Genomic DNA, 15,966 nt, shown 5'->3' with positions numbered 1-15,966 from the left:
CCATCTGAGCAGCACCGGTGATCATGTTTTTCACGTAGTCGGCGTGCCCTGGGCAGTCAACGTGCGCGTAGTGACGAGTCGGGGTGTCATATTCAACGTGAGAAGTGTTGATGGTGATACCACGAGCTTTTTCTTCTGGCGCGTTATCGATCTGGTCGAAAGCACGTGCAGAACCACCGTAGGTTTTAGCCAGAACGGTAGTGATTGCAGCGGTCAGGGTAGTTTTACCGTGGTCAACGTGGCCGATAGTACCAACGTTAACGTGCGGTTTGGAACGTTCAAATTTTTCTTTAGACACGGCTATATTCCTTAACTCTTTTGCTCCCCCCTCATGGAGGGAGCACTGATCAATGTGTTAAACCCGAAAGCTTATTTACCACGGGCTTCAATTACGGCCTGAGCGACGTTGTTCGGCGCATCATCGTACTTCAGGAACTCCATGGAGTAAGAAGCACGGCCTTTGGTCAGAGAACGCAGTTGAGTTGCGTATCCAAACATCTCGGACAACGGAACTTCAGCGTGAATCTGAACGCCAGTAGCGTTGGATTCCTGACCTTTCAGTTGACCACGACGACGGCTAAGGTCACCGATGACGTCACCAGTGTTCTCTTCCGGCGTTTCAACTTCAACCTTCATGATAGGCTCAAGCAAAACAGGTTTTGCTTTCTTAAAGCCATCTTTAAAGGCGATAGACGCGGCCAGTTTAAACGCCAATTCGGAGGAGTCAACATCGTGGAAAGAACCGAAATGCAGACGCACACCGAGATCAACTACCGGATAACCGGCCAGTGGACCAGACTTAAGTTGCTCCTGGAGGCCTTTATCAATGGCAGGGATGTATTCCGTTGGGATCACACCACCTTTGATGTCATTGATGAACTCGTAGCCTTTCGGATTTGAGCCCGGCTCCAGTGGGTACATGTCGATAACAACATGACCATACTGACCACGACCACCAGACTGCTTGGCGTGTTTACCTTCGATGTCAGTAACTTTCGCGCGAATTGCTTCACGGTAAGCAACCTGTGGTTTACCCACGTTCGCTTCAACGTTAAATTCACGACGCATACGGTCAACCAGGATATCCAGGTGAAGTTCACCCATACCTGCGATGATGGTCTGACCTGATTCTTCGTCAGTCCATACGCGGAATGATGGGTCTTCCTTCGCCAGACGGCCCAGAGCCAGACCCATTTTTTCTTGGTCAGCTTTGGTTTTTGGTTCTACCGCTACGGAGATTACCGGCTCAGGGAACTCCATACGCTCAAGAATGATCGGGCTATTTGGATCACACAGCGTATCACCGGTAGTTACGTCTTTCAGACCGATTGCCGCAGCGATGTCGCCTGCACGAACTTCTTTAATCTCTTCACGCTTGTTAGCGTGCATCTGAACGATACGGCCCAGACGCTCACGCGCGGCCTTCACGGAGTTCAGAACGGTGTCACCGGAGTTAACAACGCCAGAGTACACACGGAAGAACGTCAGGTTACCCACGAATGGGTCGGTAGCGATTTTGAACGCCAGTGCAGAGAACGGCTCTGAGTCGTCAGAATGACGCACTGCCGGGGTATCTTTACCGTCGTCCAGAATACCGTTGATAGCTTCAACGTCATTTGGTGCTGGCAGGTATTCGACAACCGCATCCAGCATTGCCTGTACGCCTTTGTTTTTAAAGGCAGAACCACAGGTTACCAGAATCACTTCGTTGTTCAGCACGCGCTGACGCAGAGCTTTCTTGATTTCTTCCTCGGTCAGCTCTTCGCCGCCCAGGTATTTGTCCATCAGCTCATCAGAGGCTTCAGCAGCAGACTCAACCAGATTCTGGTGCCATTCAGCAGCCAGTTCTTGCATGTCAGCTGGGATCTCTTCGTATTCGAAGGTCACGCCTGCATCAGCTTCGTTCCAGTTGATGGCTTTCATTTTCACCAGGTCAACAACACCGGTGAATTTCTCTTCTGCGCCAATTGCCAGCTGCAATGGAACCGGGTTTGCGCCCAGACGAGATTTAAGCTGACCAACAACTTTCAGGAAGTTGGCACCCATACGGTCCATTTTGTTAACGAACGCGATGCGTGGCACTTTGTATTTGTTAGCCTGACGCCATACGGTTTCAGACTGTGGCTGAACACCACCAACAGCACAGTAAACCATTACCGCGCCATCAAGCACACGCATGGAACGTTCTACTTCGATGGTGAAGTCAACGTGCCCTGGGGTGTCGATGATGTTTACACGGTGCGGCTCAAACTGCTTGGCCATACCAGACCAGAAAGCAGTTGTCGCTGCAGAAGTAATGGTAATACCACGCTCCTGCTCTTGTTCCATCCAGTCCATGGTGGCGGCGCCGTCATGAACTTCACCGATTTTGTGGTTTACACCGGTGTAGAACAGGATACGTTCGGTAGTTGTGGTCTTACCGGCGTCGATGTGAGCACTGATACCGATATTACGGTAGCGCTCAATGGGTGTTGTACGAGCCATTTGATTCCTCTATTGCCTTAGGCGGTTCGGTGAAACCAAGCGGGTTGGCTTCTTGAAGCGCCCACTTGGTTAGCATAACTACTGCGTGGATTACCAGCGGTAGTGGGCGAACGCCTTGTTGGCTTCTGCCATACGGTGAACGTCTTCACGCTTCTTAACAGCAGAACCTTTGTTCTCTGCTGCATCAGACAGTTCGTTCGCCAGGCGCAGAGCCATGGATTTATCACCACGTTTACGAGCGGCATCAACGATCCAACGCATTGCCAGGGCATTACGACGAACCGGACGAACTTCAACTGGTACCTGGTAAGTAGAACCACCAACGCGGCGAGACTTAACTTCTACAGTCGGGCGAACGTTGTCGAGAGCGACTTCGAAAGCTTCCAGGTGACCTTTACCAGAACGCTGAGCCAGGGTCTCCAGCGCGGTATAGACGATTGCTTCTGCAGTAGATTTCTTGCCATCTACCATCAGAATGTTTACAAATTTAGCCAACAGCTCGGATCCGAACTTAGGATCTGGCAGGATTTTACGTTGGCCTATTACGCGACGACGTGGCATGGAAATACTCCGTTGAAAATTTCAGGATTGTCCAAAACTCTACGAGTTTATTTTGACATTAAAATGTTTGGCCTTACTTAACGGAGAACCATTAAGCCTTTGGCTTCTTCACGCCGTACTTGGAACGAGCTTGCTTACGGTCTTTAACGCCGGAGCAGTCAAGTGCACCACGGACGGTGTGGTAACGCACACCTGGCAAGTCTTTAACACGACCGCCACGGATCAGGATTACGGAGTGTTCCTGCAGGTTGTGGCCTTCGCCACCGATGTAAGAACTCACTTCGAAACCGTTAGTCAAACGCACACGGCAAACTTTACGCAGTGCGGAGTTTGGTTTTTTCGGGGTGGTAGTATATACGCGAGTACATACGCCACGTTTCTGCGGGCAAGCTTCCAGCGCTGGAACGTTGCTTTTAGCAGCCTTCACAGAGCGTGGTTTGCGAACCAGCTGATTAATCGTAGTCATTAAAAAAAGCTCCTGGGTTTTGCTTCGTTTTTTGCTTCGTAAACATGTGATAAATCCCCCGTATGCACTTTTGGCACAGTACGAGGACGCAGAATTTTATGGCTGACTGGTAGAGGTGTCAAGAAATATACAACATCACACGCATTACCATGCCATTTGGCTGTGGTGTTTCTCGGTTAACACAACGAAGTCAGTATAACCGATTAGCGTTATTTTGTGTGAAAAATGACCAGACAGGGCTCTGGCATCCAGATCGTCCTGCAGCGCATAAAGGGATATGGGGGCATTGAGCAATAAATCAAGGCTGGCGCTACCGGCCAGGCCAGCCAACACGCCGTCTTGCAACAACAGCAAGGCATCACCTTCTCTGGTGAGTCTTAACAATGCAGGCAGGTCGCAACGGGTTGGGGAATGGCTGAGGGTATACAGCATCAAAATTTCCTAGAAAGTCATGACCACATCGTAAGCGGCCAGTTTCTGGCGCAGAGTATCAGGCGGCAGAATTTCGGCCTTCAGCACCCAGTCCGTGACCTGTTGTAGGCCGCGCTCCTGGATGGCCGTTGCGCAGAGATAGCAGTTTTCAACGTCATACAGCGGCAATACGCCAAAGGTGGCGATGTAATTGCGGGCCAGGATCTTTTCGGGTTGTTGGCCCGGCAGCAGTTGCAACACGCCATCGCCGACAAAAAACACGCCGATATCCTCGCTCAGTGCCGACGTCGCCAGTACCGCATCCAGCCCCTCTCTGCCAGAAGCGCTGCCATGTGGCCCCTGGGTAAATACAAACGCAACTCGCTTCATTCTGCTCACTTAAAACTGTACCAGGCGATCGTTGCTCAACGCCGCTTCTGCCAATGAGCCCAAACCGCTGAGGGTAAACCCCGGCTGCAGGTTAGCGGCCGCCAACGCCAGCTGCGCAGCTTCTTGCTCATCGGCTACGCCACGGCGCAAAGCTGCCGCCACACAGACGTTAAGCTCCACACTATGCCGCTGGGCCAGATCAACCCACGCACGCACCAGATCGAATTCATCGCTGGCCGGAGATGATAGCTGGTTGGCATTCAGCACCCCTTCTCGATAGAAAAAGACGCTGGTAATGCGGTGGCCTGCCGCCAACAGGGCCTGGGCGAACTGCCAGGCGCTGCTCGCTTGCTGAGTGCCATAAGCCGGGCCGGTGACCAATAGGCAGTAGTTAAGCATCAGCGCTCATTGCCCAGCAGATCGCCACTCTTGAACTGGCGGATATACAGGTAAACCGTATGTTTGGAGATATTCAGACGATCGGCAACCTGATTGATCGCGTCTTTGATGTCAAAAATGCCTTTCTCGTACAGGTTGAGTACGATCTGGCGATTTTTGGCGTTATTGGACACGTTGCGATCGGCATTCACCTCTTCGATGGTGAACTCCAACGTCTGCGCTACCAGATCGTCAACCGAGGAGGCGAAGTTGACCGAGGAGGCCACCTCCTGCGTTTCCGGCGGCATAAAGGTCTGGATGATCTGCGAGAACGGCACATCGAGGTTCATGTTGATACACAGCAGGCCGATCACCCGCTGTTCGCGATTGCGGATGGCAATCGTCACCGACTTCATCAACACGCCACTTTTGGCCCGGGTGAAATAGGCTTTAGAGACGCTGCTGTCATCGCCCGCCATATCATGCAGCATACGCAGTGCCAGATCGGTGATCGGCGAACCGATTTTACGCCCGGTGTGCTCGCCATTGGCGATACGCACGGCGGAGCATTTCAAATCCTCCAGGGAGTGCAGTACGATTTCGCAGTGCCCACCAATCAGCATCGCCAGCCCGTCGACCACGACTTCATACGACTTCAGGATTTCATGGTCCGTCTGACTAAACGGACGCTCATTCAGCAAATCAAGTTCGCTGGCTTCGCTGGATAAAAGCGAATTTGACATCGAAGATACCACCTACATAGATCGCCTGTGCCAGGGGACGCAACTAAAACGGCTCGCGCAGGAAGCAATCGCTGCCGGGAGCAGTTTTAGGTACACGCCCTAAGGGGCAGGCGCATGATTCATAAGTTCAGACCCAGAGTCTAGCAAAACGGTCAGATGCTGGTTCTTACATTTGCGCGTGATATTGACGTTAAGCCCGATGCCCGGCAGGCGTCAAGCGATCAGTAGAGACAGGGAGTAAAGTTGCAGGATATTTTGCATTCTTGGTAGCGCAGAAATGAAAACCGCCGCGAAGGACATTCGCGGCGGTTGGGAAAATCTCAGACTTATTTGGCTTTAGCGTCTGCAGCAGCTTCATCAGCCGCTTTTTCTGTTTTGTCGTCAGCCTTGGCTGCCGGTTTCACATCCAGCAGTTCAACGTCAAACACCAGCGTGGAGTTGGCAGGGATCCCTGGAACGCCATTTTTACCGTAGGCCAGTGCTGGTGGGATAACCAGTTTGATCTTGCCACCTTTCTTGATGTGCTTCAGGCCTTCGGTCCAGCCTGGGATCACGCCGTCCAGACGGAATGACAATGGCTCGCCGCGATCGTAGGAGTTGTCAAACACGGTGCCGTCGGTCAGGGTACCTTTGTAGTTTACCACTACGGTATCGCTGTCTTTCGGTGCTTCACCGGTCCCTTCTTTCTCTACTTTGTACAGCAGACCAGATTCGGTTTTCTTCGCGCCTTTTTCTTTGGCGAAGGTTTCAGCGTATTTAGCGCCTTTCGCTTCGTTTTCTTTCGCGTCCTGCTCCATCTTCGCCTGAGCGGAAGCCTTCACGCGCACTTCAAAACCTTGCAGGGTTTTTTCGATGTCAGAGTCATTCAGCTTGCTCTGCTTGGCAAACGCGTCCTTAACAGCCCCAAGCATCACATCTTTGTCCAGCTTGATGCCCAGCTTTTCTTGTTCATCCAGCGAGTTTTCCATGTAGCGGCCGAGTTGAACACCCAGTGCGTAAGCTACCTGCTCATCGTCATTCTTGAACTTGCCGGTGCTTGGTGCTTCTGCAGGTTTAGCCGCTTCAGCAGCAGGCGCAACCTCACCGGTAGTGGTAACGGTAGCTGCATCAGCAGGTTTGGCCGCATCGGCTGCCATCACTTGGGTCGCATTCAGAGCAAGAGCCATAGTGGTTGCCAGAAGCGTGACTTTAAACAAAGATTTCATCCATTTCTCCAGTGTCTGAAGCGGTGCCTCAAACCATCATTAAGTAAGTTAACCGGGCTACTATAGCTGCCTGAAACAAAACAAAACAGTCACACAGGTAACCAATCGAGTCAAGATGTGACCTCATATTGGTAGCAAAGTTCAAGAAAAATAAAAATAGCATTGATAATTAACGATTTTATTTATCGACTTTGCGGATTGAATTGCCCGCTCTCCGGCAGTGAAAAACCGCTTGCCGAAATTGGCAGGCACAAAGCCGAGCGCTACTGATAACATAGTGCCAGAATCCCGGATTTAACAGTGCCAGAGGTAACATTATGCACGAGAAAGACTACGACAACCTGCTGCTGCGGTTGGAAGAGATGGAAAGCCGCCAGGCCTTTCAGGAAGTGACGATTGAGGAACTCAATCAAACCGTGGTGCAGCATCAGCTTGAAATGCTGAAGATACAGGAACATCTGCGCCTGCTGACCGACAAGCTGCGCGCTAGCCAACCTTCGATGATCGCCTCACAGTCGGAAGAGACGCCTCCCCCGCATTACTAAAAAAGGCCGCCGAAGCGACCTTTTGTTGCAGTTACAGCACCAGGATTAGTGGCAGCCGCAACCACCGTTGCCACCACAGCCGCCTTTCTTGCCGTGGTCATGATCGTGGTCGTGATCGTGGCCATGACCGCCGCAGCAGCCGTCACCGTGTTCGTGGTGATGATCGTGCTCACCGTGAACGTGGCCGTGAGCCAGTTCTTCTTCGGTCGCTTCACGAAGCGCCACAACTTCTACATGGAAGTTCAGGTCTTGGCCAGCCAGCATGTGGTTACCATCAACCACTACGTGGTCACCATCAACTTCGGTGATTTCAACCGGAACCGGGCCCTGATCGGTATCAGCCAGGAAGCGCATGCCTACCTGCAGTTCATCAACGCCCATAAAGACGTCTTTAGGAACGCGCTGCACCAGGTTTTCATCGTAGTTGCCGTAAGCTTCGTTAGCGGCAACATGAACGTCGAAACGATCGCCCGCTTCGTGACCTTCAAGTGCTTTTTCCAGACCTGCGATCAGAGAGCCATGCCCGTGCAGATAGTCCAACGGTGCACTCACCGGAGACTCATCAACCAAAACACCGTCTTCTGTACGTACTTGGTAAGCCAGGCTGACCACCAAGTCTTTTGTTACTTTCATGATATCTCCTACCGTTGGAAACTAAATCGGTGGAGATTGTAGCGGAAATCTCCAGCGCTGTACCCTTCAGCATAAAAAATCACGGCAGATAACGCTACTCCGGATCAAAAATACCGATCACCTGCTCCTGCGGCCGAACGTGTTTTTCCACCTGTTGCTCGGTCTGGCGCTGATGGTGGCCACACTTGACGCACTCCACCACTTCGACCTGGTCTTCACGCCAAACCGCCAGCGTATCCATAGCGTTACAGCTTGGGCAAACCGCCCCGGCGATAAATCTTTTACGTGTTGCAGACATCTTTGTGCTCCGAATTATTCGTATTCATCCCAGCCGTCGAACTGCCGTTTTTCTTTTTGCATTTCGCGGTGGAAAAGTTCTTCCAGCTCGCGCCGGGCTTCTTTCACGCGGGAAATCTGGGCCACGTCCCCCAGATGCGGCGGCATCAGTTCACGCAGCATACGCATATCCAGACGGCGAAAATGCTGCTGAGCGCGATAAGCCTGATGTGGGTGCATCCCCAACTCCGTTAACGCCTTGCGCCCAAGCTCCAGGGCGCTGGAGAAGGTTTCACGACTAAACTGTTTTACGCCAGCCTGTAGCAACTCATGCGCTTCCACACGCCCCCTCGCCCGCGCCAAAATGGACAGGTTGGGGAAGTGCTGCTGACACAGATGGACGATGGCCATGGTATCTTCCGGCTCATTGCAGGTAATGACGATAGATTTGGCCTTTGCCGCACCGGCTGCCCGCAGCAGTTCCAGCTCCGTGGCATCCCCGTAGTAAACCTTGTAACCGTATCGGCGCAATACGCCAACCGCGCTAACGTCCCGCTCCAGCACGGTGATACGCTTCTTGTTAGCCATCAGCAAGCGGCCAATCACCTGCCCGAAGCGGCCGAAACCGACGATGATTACCTGCGGATCGTCATCTGCCACGTAGGGAGCCTCTTCATCCTCATCCTTGGCGTTATAGCGGCGGGCCAGAATGCGATCGATAATCTGCATCAGCAGTGGCGTGGTCATCATTGAGAGCGTCACCACGACCAGCAGCAAGGCCAGTTGTTCATCATCGAAGATATGCTGCGTCGAAGCCGCCGAGAACAGCACGAAGGCAAACTCACCGCCTTGGCTCAGCACCCCGGAAAATTGCAGACGTACCGAGCGCCGCAGGCCAAAAATACGCGCCATTGAGTACAACACACCCGACTTCACCGCCACCAGGATCACCACGCCAAGCAGCACTTCCAGCAGATGGGTATACAACACGCCCATATTCAATGCCATGCCTACCGAGATGAAGAACAGCCCGAGCAGCAGCCCTTTGAAAGGCTCAATGGCGATTTCCAGCTCATGGCGATATTCGCTCTCTGCGAGCAACACCCCGGCGATAAAAGTCCCCAATGCCATCGACAGGCCAAGGGCATCCATAAACAACGCTGCCCCCAGCACCACCAACAACGCGGCGGCCGTAAATATTTCACGCACCCCAGATGAGGCGATATAACGAAATAACGGGCGTAACAGGAAGCGCCCCCCGATCAGCATGCCGCCGAAGGCCGCCACCTTCATAGCGATTTTTGCCCAATCGTCGCTGGTACCTGCGCCACCGGCCAGGATCGGGATCAGCGCCAACGCCGGGATCACCGCCATATCCTGGAACAGCAGCACCGAGAAACCTAGCTGGCCCCCCTCGTTACGGTTCATCCCCTTTTCACGCATCAGCTGCAGCGCCATGGCCGTCGATGACATGGCCAGACCAATGCCGCCGATCACTGCCGCCTGCCAGGCAAAATGACTGAAATACAGCAGCGCGCCGAGCACGGCGGCCGTGGCCAGTACCTGCCCGGCACCAACACCAAAGATCGAACGACGCAGTTCCCATAGTTTGGCCGGGTTCAGTTCCAGCCCGATGATAAACATCAGGAACACCACACCCAACTCGGAGAAATGCAGAATTTCATCCACATCCCGAATGAATCCCAATCCCCACGGGCCGATGGCGATACCGGCGATCAGATAGCCTAAAACAGCCCCGATCCCCAGACGGCGGGCGATCGGCACCGTCACCACCGCAGCAAACAGGAACAGCAGTATGGCGGTTAATAGCGAGGAACCTTCCATCAGTGCCTCCCGGTGTGCGGTAAAGGGTTACGCAACCAATCGCCATAGGCGCTGGCGTGGCTGCTCAGCACTTCTGGTTTCTGGCGGCGTGCCCAGTAGACGAGGATCGGCGTCAGCCAATGCATATGACACATGGCCGCAGTCAGCTCAAAAGGGCGCAGAATATCCTCGATCGGGTAGCGATTGTAACCGCCGGTGCGATAGGCGCCTTCCGGCTCCCCGGTAGTGATCACCGAACGCCAGTATTTGCCTGCCAGCGCATTACCGCCCATCCCACTGGCAAAGCCACGGGACAGTACACGGTCCAGCCACTCTTTCAGCAAGGCTGGGCAGCTATAGGTATACAGGGGATGTTGGAAAACGATGACCTGATGGTCGCGCAGCAGTTGTTGTTCGTGATGGATATCAATAAAGAAATCCGGATAGTGCGCGTATAAATCGTGCACGGTGACATGTTCCAACTGCTGTGCCGGTTGTAACAAAACCCGGTTTGCTACCGAGTCCTGGGATTCCGGATGGGCATACAGCAGCAAAACCTTCGGCGGCTGTGACATCATTCCCCTCCAAAGCGTCGTCAGGGTGGCGGATTTCCGTTACCATGCAACGCAAAGACTAATAATAGGACTGCTACGCGTCCTGTTAACGTAAACTCAATTCAATTTAACATACTCTGAACAAACGGCGCTTTATGATTGTTTTCTCCTCGCTACAAATCCGACGCGGCACCCGCGTCCTGTTGGACAACGCCACGGCGACGGTTAATCCAGGTCAGAAGGTTGGCCTGGTGGGTAAGAACGGCTGTGGGAAATCGACGCTGCTGGCCCTGTTGAAAGGTGAGATCGCCGCAGACGGTGGCAGCTACACCTTCCCAAACAACTGGGCGCTGGCCTGGGTGAATCAGGAAACACCGGCACTGGACGTGCCCGCCATTGAGTATGTTATCGATGGAGATCGGGAATTCCGCCAGTTGGAAGCCGAATTACAGGTGGCAAACGATAATAACGACGGCCACGCCATCGCCACGCTGCACGGCAAGCTCGATGCCCTGGATGCCTGGACCATCCGTTCCCGTGCCGCCAGCCTGTTGCACGGTTTAGGCTTTTCCAACGAACAGTTGCAAAGCCCGGTGCGCGCCTTCTCGGGCGGGTGGCGTATGCGCCTCAACCTGGCTCAGGCTTTGGTTTGCCGCTCCGATCTGCTGTTGCTGGACGAACCCACCAACCACCTGGATCTGGATGCAGTGATCTGGCTGGAACGCTGGCTGAAAAGCTATCCGGGCACCCTGGTGCTGATTTCGCATGACCGTGATTTCCTCGACCCAATCGTCGACAAGATCCTGCACATCGAAAATGAGACCATCAACGAATATACCGGCAACTATTCCTCCTTCGAGCGCCAGCGCGTCACCAAACTGGCACAGCAGCAGTCGCTGTATCAGAGCCAACAGGAAAAAGTGGCGCATCTGCAAAGCTATATTGACCGTTTCCGTGCTCAGGCCACCAAGGCCAAACAGGCACAGAGCCGCATCAAAATGCTGGAACGGATGGAGCTGATTGCCCCAGCGCACGTCGATAACCCGTTCACGTTTAGCTTCCGCCAACCCGAAAGTCTGCCAAACCCCTTGCTGCGCATGGAAAAAGTCAGCGCAGGCTATGGCGACAAAGTGATCTTGCAGTCAATCAAGCTCAACCTGGTGCCCGGTTCACGTATTGGCCTGTTGGGGCGTAACGGTGCCGGTAAATCAACGCTGATCAAAATGCTGGCTGGCACGCTGGAGCCGCTAAGCGGGGAGATCGGGCTGGCAAAGGGCATCAAACTGGGTTACTTCGCCCAGCATCAGTTGGAATTCCTGCGCGCCGATGAGTCTCCACTGCAGCATCTGAGCCGCATCGCCCCTCGCGTGTTAGAACAGCAGTTACGCGATTACCTTGGCGGCTTCGGCTTCCAGGGCGATAAGGTCACCGAAATCACCGAACGTTTCTCCGGCGGTGAAAAGGCACGGCTGGTGCTGGCGCTGATCGTCTGGCAGCGCCCTAACCTGCTGCTGCTTGATGAACCGACCAACCACCTGGATCTGGATATGCGTCAGGCGTTAACCGAGGCGCTAATCGATTTCGAAGGGGCATTGGTGGTGGTTTCGCACGACCGCCATCTGCTGCGTTCTACCACCGACGATCTGTATCTGGTGCACGATGGCCAGGTGGAGCAGTTCGAGGGCGATCTGGACGATTACCAGCAGTGGCTTAGCGATCTGCAAAAGCAGCAGGCGCAGCAGGATGCCGCACCGAAGCAGGATAACGGCAACAGCGCCCAGGCGCGTAAAGACCAAAAGCGCCGTGAAGCCGAATTCCGTACGCAAACCCAACCACTGCGTAAGCAGATCGCCAAGCTGGAACAACAGATGGATAAGCTGGGTGCCGAATTGGCCGCGGTGGAAGAACAACTGGCAGACTCGGCGCTGTACGACATCAGCCGTAAAGCCGATCTGACCGCCTGCCTGCAAAAGCAAAGCCAGGCCAAGTCCGCTCTGGAAGAAACGGAAATGACCTGGCTGGATGCCCAGGAACAGCTGGAGACGCTCACCCAGGCGTTTGAAGCAGAGAGTTGATTTAACGCCCCCTCTCCCAAAGGGAGAGGGGGCCTATCGTGCTACAGCTTAACTCTGGTTATAATCCTTTATATCAAATAGTTAAATATTAACTCTGTAATCGCCTACGAGCTCAATTCAGTTCTCACTCCCTGTGGGAGAGGGTTGGAGTGAGGGGCAGGCAATGCGCTGGCGGATTTGCTCCAGTGAGTCCTGGTTGTAGAGTCTGCCATCCAGGAAGCGCGTTTTCAGTTCGCCCTGCTGTTCCTGCTGCCAATCCTGATTATCCAGCAGTTGATATTCCCCTGCTTCATCGCGGACCACCCGCAACAAACCGCGTGCAGACTGTTTCAGACCGCTATCGGTCTTCGGTTGTTTGAAGATGGGGCGCCCCACTCCGTTCACCTCACCATAGGTGGCCTTCATCGCGAAACCAAAGGTATCGCGAGTATTGTACTGATAAGTAAAGGAACCCACGCCAAACACTACGTTAGAACTGGCAAAACCTTTCGCTTCCAGCCGTTGCAGAATTTCCTGGGCGCGTTCCAGAGTGATGGAGTCTCCATAAATCAGCCCGACATGCGGATCCAACACTTTGTAGCCCTTGCTGTTAACCGTGCCGCCAAAGATTTCCCACAACACTTCCACCGAGCCTTTCTCTTCGGGGCTACGTTGCGTACTGCGATCGCTGTCGTCGCCGGTTCCACAAAGAATAGCCACCGGGTCGCCACTGTCTGGGCGGAAGACCACTCGGCCATCGCGCGCCATAATCTTGCTGTGTAACTCACGAGTAAACTCCGTCAGCACCTGCCAGTAATCCCAGGTATCCGACACGATGGAAACCAGCCCGTTCGGGTAAAGATCTTCAATCAGGCGGCGGAACGTTTCGATCTCCGTTGCCTGCTCTCCCATGCACATCACACTATGTTCGGTGGCGGGAATGCTGCCAGCCACGAAGTAATCTTCAGCGGTTGGATAATACTTCTGTGCGTACAGCACCGCAGGAATGTTGTCGGTCCCCTTGAAGCTGAGCAAATGCCCGGCACCGGATTGCGCGACATCATGCATGCCCGACATGCCGCGGAAGGAAAAGTCGTGGCATTGGAAATCCAGATGCGCCAGGTCATCACAGGTTTTATCCGCCCACATCTGGCAGATCTTGCGGTAATGGTGGGCAATGGTGGCATTGGTGGAAGCCTTCCACAATTCGGCCGAGATCACCGTTTCCAGGTAGTTGACCAGCCAGAAGAACTCCTCACGCGTATTGGTGATGGTCAACACAGGCACCTTCATCCTCACCTTGCTGCCTTCATCCAGCCCTTTGATATGCAGCGGCAGATAGCCCAGCTGATGCAGGGCGCGAATATGCTCCACGCAGACTCGGTCCTGACCAATGTAGCTATCCATCAGCTTTTTATATTCCCCCACTACCTGCTCTTCCGGTTGGGCAAAAAACTGTTGGTTGAAGAGATCCACCATGAACCACTGCAACAAACCCTGCAAACCAAAGAACACCAGTTGGCCGTCCGGCAACGGGGAAGCAAAGAACCGATCGCTGCGCGGCGTGAAGTTGGAATAGATCCGCGTAGTACCCAGCGGATACTGCTCACGGTGTGACACTTTATAGCCATCAATCGCCAGAATAGGATTGGTCAACATAGTCGGTTCCTTAGTGAGCGTAGATACGCGCAATATCAATCAGTTCAACACGTTGCTCAGCGAGTTCCGCCGCAGCATAGGAAGTGGTGCTATAGATGTTATCGATGCCTTGGCTCAGCAAAGCCGCAGTGCCTTTGGAAAACACCCCGTGGGTGACATACAGGCTGACCGTACGAGCCCCCGCCTGACGCAACACCTTGGCCGAGCCGATAAAGGTACCGCCGCCGTCGCACAGGTCATCCACAATCAGCACGTCTTTGCCCTGCACATCACCGGCCAGCAGTTCGAAACTCGTCAGTTCGCCGCTGAACACGTCCCGGTGTTTGGTCAGGATGCCGTATTGCGCGATGCCAAAGTGGGCTGCCACCGCGTGAATTTTTTTCAGCGCGCCGGCATCCGGAGCTACCAAGAACAGCTGCTGCTGGGTCAATAAATTGGCCAGTCTGCTGCTGTGCTGCATGCAATGTTGCTGAGTAATGATGTGCATGTTGTCGATCACGGCGGCAGCCACTTCGCTGTGTGGATCCAGTACCGTCACGCGGTCAAACGCCAAGGTGTTGAGTAATTGGCCGAACACCTTGAGCGCAAAGCTGTCGCCGGAGGTCATATGGCGATCCTGGCGGGCGTAGGGCAGGTAAGGCAGCTCAAGCTGGCTCTCTTTGATCAGGAACTGGTGGCGTACCGCCTGCGCCAACTGTGCCAGCAGCATGAAGTCATCCATGCTGCGCATTGCTCTGGCACGAATACGCATCTGCGAAGCTCCCGTTGTTTCAGGCTGTGCAAAACGGGCATACACCGCCCCATCGGGAAACTTCCCGGTTGTCACCGTCACTTCAATATCGTTCAAAAACAACTGCAGCTGTGCGCTCATATTCTTCTCCCTTACCAATTATTGTCCCTAAGACATTTATATAATTGTCCAAGAGACATTTATTGGCAAGCGAAAAATGTATCAATCGCAGCGAAATCGCTTAACCATATGTTTATTCGAGTTTTTAATAATTATCATTAGCCGGCAGCTATTGTTATATTGTCTCAAAGACCTTTTTAGCCGAGCGCCAGCATGACCACGCAAGCCGAGTACCTGAAAAACTACGATCCGCGCCTCTTCCCCTCACCGCTTGTCACCGTTGACAGCGTGCTGTTTACCGTACACGGCGGGAAGCTGTGCGTGCTGTTGGCCAAGCGCGCTAATCACCCTTTCCTCGAGCAGTGGGGATTGCCCGGCGGGTTTATCGATTTGCAGCGTGACACCTCCACGCAAGCGACGGCCGAACGTAAACTGAGGGAAAAAACAGGTTTGGTACCACCCTATCTGGCGCAGTTGGCCAGTTTTTCTGGCCCCGAAAGGGACCCGCGCGGCTGGAGCCTGACCACGGTCTACTTTGCTCTGATCGCCCATGCCGATTGCCAGCCGCATATCGCCGACGTGAGCGATGTAGCCTGGGTACCGTTGGACAGCCTGCAAGCGCAGCAGCTGGCTTTCGATCATCAAACGATCGTAGAAGCGGCACTGCAGCGGCTGCGGCAAAAAACGGCTTACTCCATGCTGCCGGTCTATTGCCTGCCAGCGGAGTTTACGCTTTCCCAGTTGCAGGAAGTGATTGAGATCATCTTGTCGCATACGGTACAGCGCAAAAGCCTGATGCGGCGTTTTGACGCTTCGGAAATGTTTGAGGAAACCGGCGAGAGAGTGGCAACAGGCGCACGTAAGGCACGCCTGTATCGCAGGAAAGCGGGAGTAGATATGAGAAACTTTTCCAGAAACCTGATGGTGGAGTGA

At 53.8% G+C, this 15,966-nt stretch carries 18 protein-coding genes; 3 read left to right on the top strand and 15 right to left on the bottom strand.

The window, feature by feature from the left end; translation table 11 throughout:
- From JHD74_RS16725 to fkpA, 9 genes are all read right to left on the bottom strand, one after another.
- A partial coding sequence (locus tag JHD74_RS16725) for a GTP-binding protein (RefSeq protein WP_233169678.1) occupies positions 1–298 on the bottom strand: 298 nt, incomplete at its 3' end.
- Between the two features lie 71 nt (positions 299–369).
- Positions 370–2,484, bottom strand: coding sequence for an elongation factor G (gene fusA, locus JHD74_RS16720; RefSeq protein ID WP_024530836.1), 2,115 nt, complete (start codon positions 2,482–2,484; stop codon positions 370–372).
- Positions 2,485–2,574: 90 nt separating this feature from the next.
- Positions 2,575–3,045 carry a 30S ribosomal protein S7 gene (gene rpsG, locus JHD74_RS16715; RefSeq protein WP_021181637.1) on the bottom strand — a complete coding sequence of 157 codons (471 nt, stop codon included), beginning with the start codon at positions 3,043–3,045 and terminating at the stop codon, positions 2,575–2,577.
- Between the two features lie 91 nt (positions 3,046–3,136).
- On the bottom strand, positions 3,137–3,511 hold the full coding sequence (gene rpsL / locus JHD74_RS16710; protein WP_021181638.1) for a 30S ribosomal protein S12: 375 nt from the start codon (positions 3,509–3,511) through the stop codon (positions 3,137–3,139).
- Positions 3,512–3,655: 144 nt separating this feature from the next.
- Positions 3,656–3,943, bottom strand: coding sequence for a sulfurtransferase complex subunit TusB (gene tusB / locus JHD74_RS16705; RefSeq protein ID WP_024530835.1), 288 nt, complete (start codon positions 3,941–3,943; stop codon positions 3,656–3,658).
- Positions 3,944–3,952: 9 nt separating this feature from the next.
- Positions 3,953–4,312 carry a sulfurtransferase complex subunit TusC gene (gene tusC / locus JHD74_RS16700; RefSeq protein ID WP_024530834.1) on the bottom strand — a complete coding sequence of 120 codons (360 nt, stop codon included), beginning with the start codon at positions 4,310–4,312 and terminating at the stop codon, positions 3,953–3,955.
- Between the two features lie 9 nt (positions 4,313–4,321).
- A complete protein-coding gene (gene tusD, locus JHD74_RS16695) occupies positions 4,322–4,711 on the bottom strand; it encodes a sulfurtransferase complex subunit TusD (protein ID WP_074032196.1) in 390 nt (129 codons plus the stop codon).
- Positions 4,711–5,433: a transcriptional regulator gene (locus tag JHD74_RS16690; RefSeq protein WP_024482691.1), complete on the bottom strand. Its 723-nt coding sequence runs from the start codon at positions 5,431–5,433 to the stop codon at positions 4,711–4,713. Before JHD74_RS16690 ends, tusD begins: the two co-directional genes overlap by 1 nt.
- A 326-nt stretch (positions 5,434–5,759) precedes the next feature.
- Positions 5,760–6,638: an FKBP-type peptidyl-prolyl cis-trans isomerase gene (fkpA, locus tag JHD74_RS16685; RefSeq protein WP_024482692.1), complete on the bottom strand. Its 879-nt coding sequence runs from the start codon at positions 6,636–6,638 to the stop codon at positions 5,760–5,762.
- Between the two features lie 317 nt (positions 6,639–6,955).
- Here fkpA and JHD74_RS16680 point away from each other — a divergent pair, with 317 nt between their 5' ends.
- On the top strand, positions 6,956–7,183 hold the full coding sequence (locus tag JHD74_RS16680) for a protein SlyX (protein ID WP_024530832.1): 228 nt from the start codon (positions 6,956–6,958) through the stop codon (positions 7,181–7,183).
- Between the two features lie 45 nt (positions 7,184–7,228).
- Here the strand turns inward: JHD74_RS16680 and slyD are convergent, their stop codons facing one another.
- The 4 genes from slyD to kefG form a co-directional block, all read right to left on the bottom strand.
- Positions 7,229–7,816 (bottom strand): peptidylprolyl isomerase, encoded by a 588-nt coding sequence (gene slyD / locus JHD74_RS16675; RefSeq protein WP_021181645.1) that lies wholly within the window; start codon positions 7,814–7,816, stop codon positions 7,229–7,231.
- A gap of 94 nt (positions 7,817–7,910) precedes the next feature.
- On the bottom strand, positions 7,911–8,114 hold the full coding sequence (locus JHD74_RS16670; protein ID WP_029711887.1) for a YheV family putative zinc ribbon protein: 204 nt from the start codon (positions 8,112–8,114) through the stop codon (positions 7,911–7,913).
- A gap of 14 nt (positions 8,115–8,128) precedes the next feature.
- A complete protein-coding gene (kefB, locus tag JHD74_RS16665; RefSeq protein WP_024530830.1) occupies positions 8,129–9,937 on the bottom strand; it encodes a glutathione-regulated potassium-efflux system protein KefB in 1,809 nt (602 codons plus the stop codon).
- Positions 9,937–10,491 carry a glutathione-regulated potassium-efflux system ancillary protein KefG gene (gene kefG / locus JHD74_RS16660; protein ID WP_024482696.1) on the bottom strand — a complete coding sequence of 185 codons (555 nt, stop codon included), beginning with the start codon at positions 10,489–10,491 and terminating at the stop codon, positions 9,937–9,939. The genes kefB and kefG overlap by 1 nt, the downstream gene beginning before the upstream one ends.
- A gap of 134 nt (positions 10,492–10,625) precedes the next feature.
- On the opposite strand from kefG, the gene JHD74_RS16655 reads away from it, so the two are divergent.
- On the top strand, positions 10,626–12,545 hold the full coding sequence (locus tag JHD74_RS16655; protein ID WP_024530829.1) for an ABC transporter ATP-binding protein: 1,920 nt from the start codon (positions 10,626–10,628) through the stop codon (positions 12,543–12,545).
- A 117-nt stretch (positions 12,546–12,662) separates the two neighbouring features.
- On the opposite strand, the gene JHD74_RS16650 is transcribed toward JHD74_RS16655, so the two are convergent.
- Both JHD74_RS16650 and prs read right to left on the bottom strand, forming a co-directional pair.
- On the bottom strand, positions 12,663–14,183 hold the full coding sequence (locus tag JHD74_RS16650) for a nicotinate phosphoribosyltransferase (RefSeq protein ID WP_199063123.1): 1,521 nt from the start codon (positions 14,181–14,183) through the stop codon (positions 12,663–12,665).
- Positions 14,184–14,193: 10 nt separating this feature from the next.
- Entirely contained in the window at positions 14,194–15,054 is an 861-nt protein-coding gene (gene prs / locus JHD74_RS16645) for a ribose-phosphate diphosphokinase (RefSeq protein WP_199063122.1), read from the bottom strand.
- A 192-nt stretch (positions 15,055–15,246) separates the two neighbouring features.
- On the opposite strand from prs, the gene JHD74_RS16640 reads away from it, so the two are divergent.
- A complete protein-coding gene (locus tag JHD74_RS16640) occupies positions 15,247–15,966 on the top strand; it encodes an NUDIX domain-containing protein (RefSeq protein ID WP_024530826.1) in 720 nt (239 codons plus the stop codon).

The organism is Serratia sp. ASV30, from assembly GCF_016428815.1.
Taxonomy (GTDB): domain Bacteria; phylum Pseudomonadota; class Gammaproteobacteria; order Enterobacterales; family Enterobacteriaceae; genus Chania; species Chania fonticola_C.
This window is presented reverse-complemented; position numbering and strand designations above follow the sequence as displayed.